Origin of the sequence: Actinosynnema sp. NPDC020468 (assembly GCF_040642015.1) — a bacterium.
Classification (GTDB): Bacteria; Actinomycetota; Actinomycetes; order Mycobacteriales; family Pseudonocardiaceae; genus Actinosynnema.
This window is the reverse complement of the sequence record NZ_JBFAEO010000034.1, coordinates 1-3348: the sequence shown is the minus strand read 5'-3', so window position 1 is coordinate 3348 and position 3348 is coordinate 1. Positions and strand designations below refer to the sequence as shown.

The window sequence follows — 3348 nt, the reverse complement described above, 5'->3', positions numbered from 1 at the left end:
GCTCGATTACTTCAGTGCAGACGAAACTCAACCGTCGTCTCGCGCGGAAAAGCGATCGGCCCGCCGGGACGGTGTTCGGTAGCGTCGGCCGGCATGACCCAGGTGGACGAACAGGGCCGACCCACACCGCCGGACCGGGGCGGCGAGGTGGAGACGCTGCTCGGGTTCCTCGACTTCCAGCGGGCGACGCTGGAGTGGAAGTGCGCCGGGCTGGACGCGGACGGCCTGCGGGCCACGGTGGGGGTGTCCACGATGACGCTCGGCGGGATGCTCAAGCACCTGGCCTACGTCGAGGACTCCTGGTGCTCGCGGTGGTTGCACGACCACGCCCCGGTGCCGCCGTGGGACGCGGTCGACTGGGCCGCCGACCCCGACTGGGACTGGCACTCCGCCGACCGGGACTCGCCCGAGGAACTGCTGGCGCTGTGGCGGCGGTTCGTCGCGCGGTCCCGCGAGCTGGTCGCGGAGGCGCTGGCGGCACGGGGCTTGGACGGGCTCGCGCTGCGGACCGGCCGGAACGGCGAGTCGCCGAGCCTGCGCTGGATCCTGTTCCACCTGGTCGAGGAGTACGCCCGCCACGTGGGCCACGCGGACCTGATCCGGGAGTCGGTGGACGGGTCGACCGGCGAGTAGCGGCCGGCACCGGCCGACCGCCACTCGGACCGGGCACTAGCAGGCGAGCACCGGCGCGGCGTTCTGGCCGCCGGAGTGCACCTGCGCCAGGCCGACACCGGCCAGGCCGAGCACGCCCTGGGTGGTGGCGCGGGTGGCGGTGGCCGGGTCGAAGCCGGTCGCCTGGTAGGCGATCGCACCCCGGTCCGCCACCGCGCCGGCGCAGCCGACCTGGAGGTTCTTCAGCAGCGCCCGCGCCTTGAGGGCCGGGCCGACCCGGCCGCCCGCGAGCAGCGCCTGACCGGCGAGACCGGTGCTGTTGGCGTTGGACGTGCCGGCGCCGAACCCGCCGTCCGGGTGCTGCACGCCGACCAGCCACGTCAAGCCCTGCCAGGCCTTCAGCGGCTTGCCGGTGGCCTGGAGCGCCTGGGTGGCGAGCGCGGTGGCGTCGACGTCGCTGACGCACGGCGTCACGCCGAAGAAGATCGGGTAGCCGCCGTCGGCGCACTGGGTGCCGGCGAGGAACGCGACGGCCGAGGCGGGCGCGCCGGACGGTGCGCGGTCCAGCGCGAGCAGCGCGAGGGACTGGGTGAAGGCGTTGCTGTAGTCGCCGTAGGCCGACACGTCGGAGAACCGGCCGGACGGGGTGAGCAGCGCGAGCAGCGAGGCGCGCAGGTCGACGCCGCCGAACGACGCCGGGTCGCGACCGGCGACCTCGGCGGCGAGGAGCAGCTTCGCGTGCCCACCCGCGTAGGACTCGCCGTCGGAGCCCACGTACCCGGCGGTGATGTCGGGTCGGGCGAGCCACGCCACGGCGCGGTCGAGGTTGTCGTCCGCGGTGCGGGCCGCCGCGAACGCGAGCACCGCGTCGACGGTCAGGCCCTGGTCGGGGTACTTGACCCCGCCGTACTCGGATTCGAAGCGCTCGCCGTCCACGAGTTGGCGTGCGAGCCACCCGGCCGCGGCGTCGGCGCGGTCGTGCGTCGACGGGGTCGACGCGGTGGCGGGGGGTGCGACGAGCAGGCCGCAGAGCAGTGCGGCGGCAAACAGCGTGAAACGTCTCAAGGGGTACCTTTCCCGCGGGCCACGACAGGAATTTCGGGTCGCGCGCGGTGCGGGTGGTCGGGCTCGCCGCGCTGGGCGGCACACCGTTGCGGGTCAGCGCCGGAGTCGCACCGGACTTCCCCCGCCCCGCGCGATCTTCGGTCGGACCGGCACAGCATGCCGGCTGCGCCTCGCGGATCAAGCCGCCATCCGGTGGGTGGGTGGCGTCCGCCGTTGTGACCAACGCCCGGTGGACGGGGTTTCACCAGTTCACAGAGGTGCTCACGATCCGGGACGGTGCGGGCGCGGCGGCCGAGTTGCCGCGTTCGGCGAACATCGCAGGTCGGTGGTGCGGTCGGAAAAATTATCGGTGGTTTGTCCGCTTCACTTAACAGACGGTGAGTGGTCATCAACGCGGTGTATACCCAGACTGGATGACCGCTGTCTGCCACGTCGCGCCATGGTGCGGGAAGACGGCCTGGGCACCGCGCGTCCCGGCCGCCGCGCGGATCCGTCCGCGTCCCTGTGCAGCGCAACCGAGAGGCAGATCGATGAAGACTGCTCGTCGGATCGGCCGTGTCGCGATGGTCGGCATGGCCCTGGGCCTGGTACTCGGCGGAGGGCACGACGCCTTCGCCGCGCCGCCCTCCCACGACCCGCCGCCGGTGGAGGCCCAGATCATCGGCGGTCACAACGCGACGGAGACCTACTCGTTCCACGCCGGCATGAGCAACGGCTGCGGCGGCAGCCTGGTCGCGCCGCAGTGGATCGTCACCGCCACGCACTGCGGCAGCGCGTCCTCGGCCCGGATCGGGTCGACCAGCCGCAGCTCCGGCGGCGAGGTCAGGTCCGTTGACCGCACGGTCAACCGCTCCGGCACCGACCTCACCCTGATGCACCTGTCCACGGCGTCGACCCAGACGCCGGTCAAGATGGCGACGGCGAACCCGGCGCCCGGCGGCCCGGTGCGGCTGATCGGGTTCGGCTGCACGAGCTGGCCCTCGTGCTCCAACCCGTCGACGCTCCAGGAGATCGACCTGACCGTGCTGGCGTCCAGCCGGTGCTCGGCGGGCGGCGGCACGGCCACCGACCTGTGCGTGTCGGGCGACCGGACGCACTCGGCGTGCCACGGCGACTCGGGCGGCCCGGCGATCGTCGGCTCCCGGGGCAACTGGACGCTGGTCGGCGAAACCCACGGTCCCGGTGACAACGGCGGCGAGTGCGCCACCACGACCCTGTACACCGGCATCGCGGCGAACGTCGCGTGGATCAACCAGCAGACCGGCGGCTCGACCCCGCCGACCGACGGCAAGTTCGAGAACGCGGACAACGTCGACATCCCCGACAAGGGCGCCGCGGTCACCAGTTCGATCGCGGTGACCGGCCGCACCGGCAACGCGCCCGCCGCGTTGAAGGTGACCGTCGACATCAAGCACACCTACCGGGGCGACCTGGTGGTGGACCTGGTGGCGCCGGACGGCACGGCGTACCGGCTGAAGAACTCCTCGGCCAACGACTCGGCCGACAACATCGCCACGACCTACACCGTCGACGCCTCCTCCGAGGCGGCCAACGGCACGTGGCAGCTGAAGGTCCAGGACGTGGAGGCCAACGACACCGGCTACATCGACTCCTGGAACCTCCAGTTCTGAGGCCGACTGCTCGACTCGTCCGGTGTCGACGTGCCGGTCG

At 72.5% G+C, this 3348-nt stretch carries 3 protein-coding genes and 1 riboswitch; of the genes, 2 read left to right on the top strand and 1 reads right to left on the bottom strand.

The window, feature by feature from the left end; genetic code table 11:
• Positions 1-93 precede the first annotated feature (93 nt).
• On the top strand, positions 94-633 hold the full coding sequence (locus AB0G50_RS23390; RefSeq protein ID WP_360112126.1) for a DinB family protein: 540 nt from the start codon (positions 94-96) through the stop codon (positions 631-633).
• Positions 634-669: 36 nt separating this feature from the next.
• Here AB0G50_RS23390 and AB0G50_RS23385 read toward each other — a convergent pair whose 3' ends face one another.
• Positions 670-1677: a prenyltransferase/squalene oxidase repeat-containing protein gene (locus tag AB0G50_RS23385; RefSeq protein ID WP_360112124.1), complete on the bottom strand. Its 1008-nt coding sequence runs from the start codon at positions 1675-1677 to the stop codon at positions 670-672.
• Between the two features lie 51 nt (positions 1678-1728).
• A riboswitch (cobalamin riboswitch) is annotated at positions 1729-1799 on the bottom strand.
• A gap of 408 nt (positions 1800-2207) precedes the next feature.
• Between AB0G50_RS23385 and AB0G50_RS23380 the strand changes: the two genes are divergently transcribed.
• Positions 2208-3308 carry a trypsin-like serine protease gene (locus AB0G50_RS23380; protein ID WP_360112122.1) on the top strand — a complete coding sequence of 367 codons (1101 nt, stop codon included), beginning with the start codon at positions 2208-2210 and terminating at the stop codon, positions 3306-3308.
• The last annotated feature ends 40 nt before the right edge of the window (positions 3309-3348 follow it).

Coding starts and splice junctions, on each gene's coding strand:
- AB0G50_RS23390 (WP_360112126.1), top strand. CDS start 94: ATGACCCAGGTGGACGAACAGGGCCGACCCACACCGCCGGACCGGGGC.
- AB0G50_RS23380 (WP_360112122.1), top strand. CDS start 2,208: ATGAAGACTGCTCGTCGGATCGGCCGTGTCGCGATGGTCGGCATGGCC.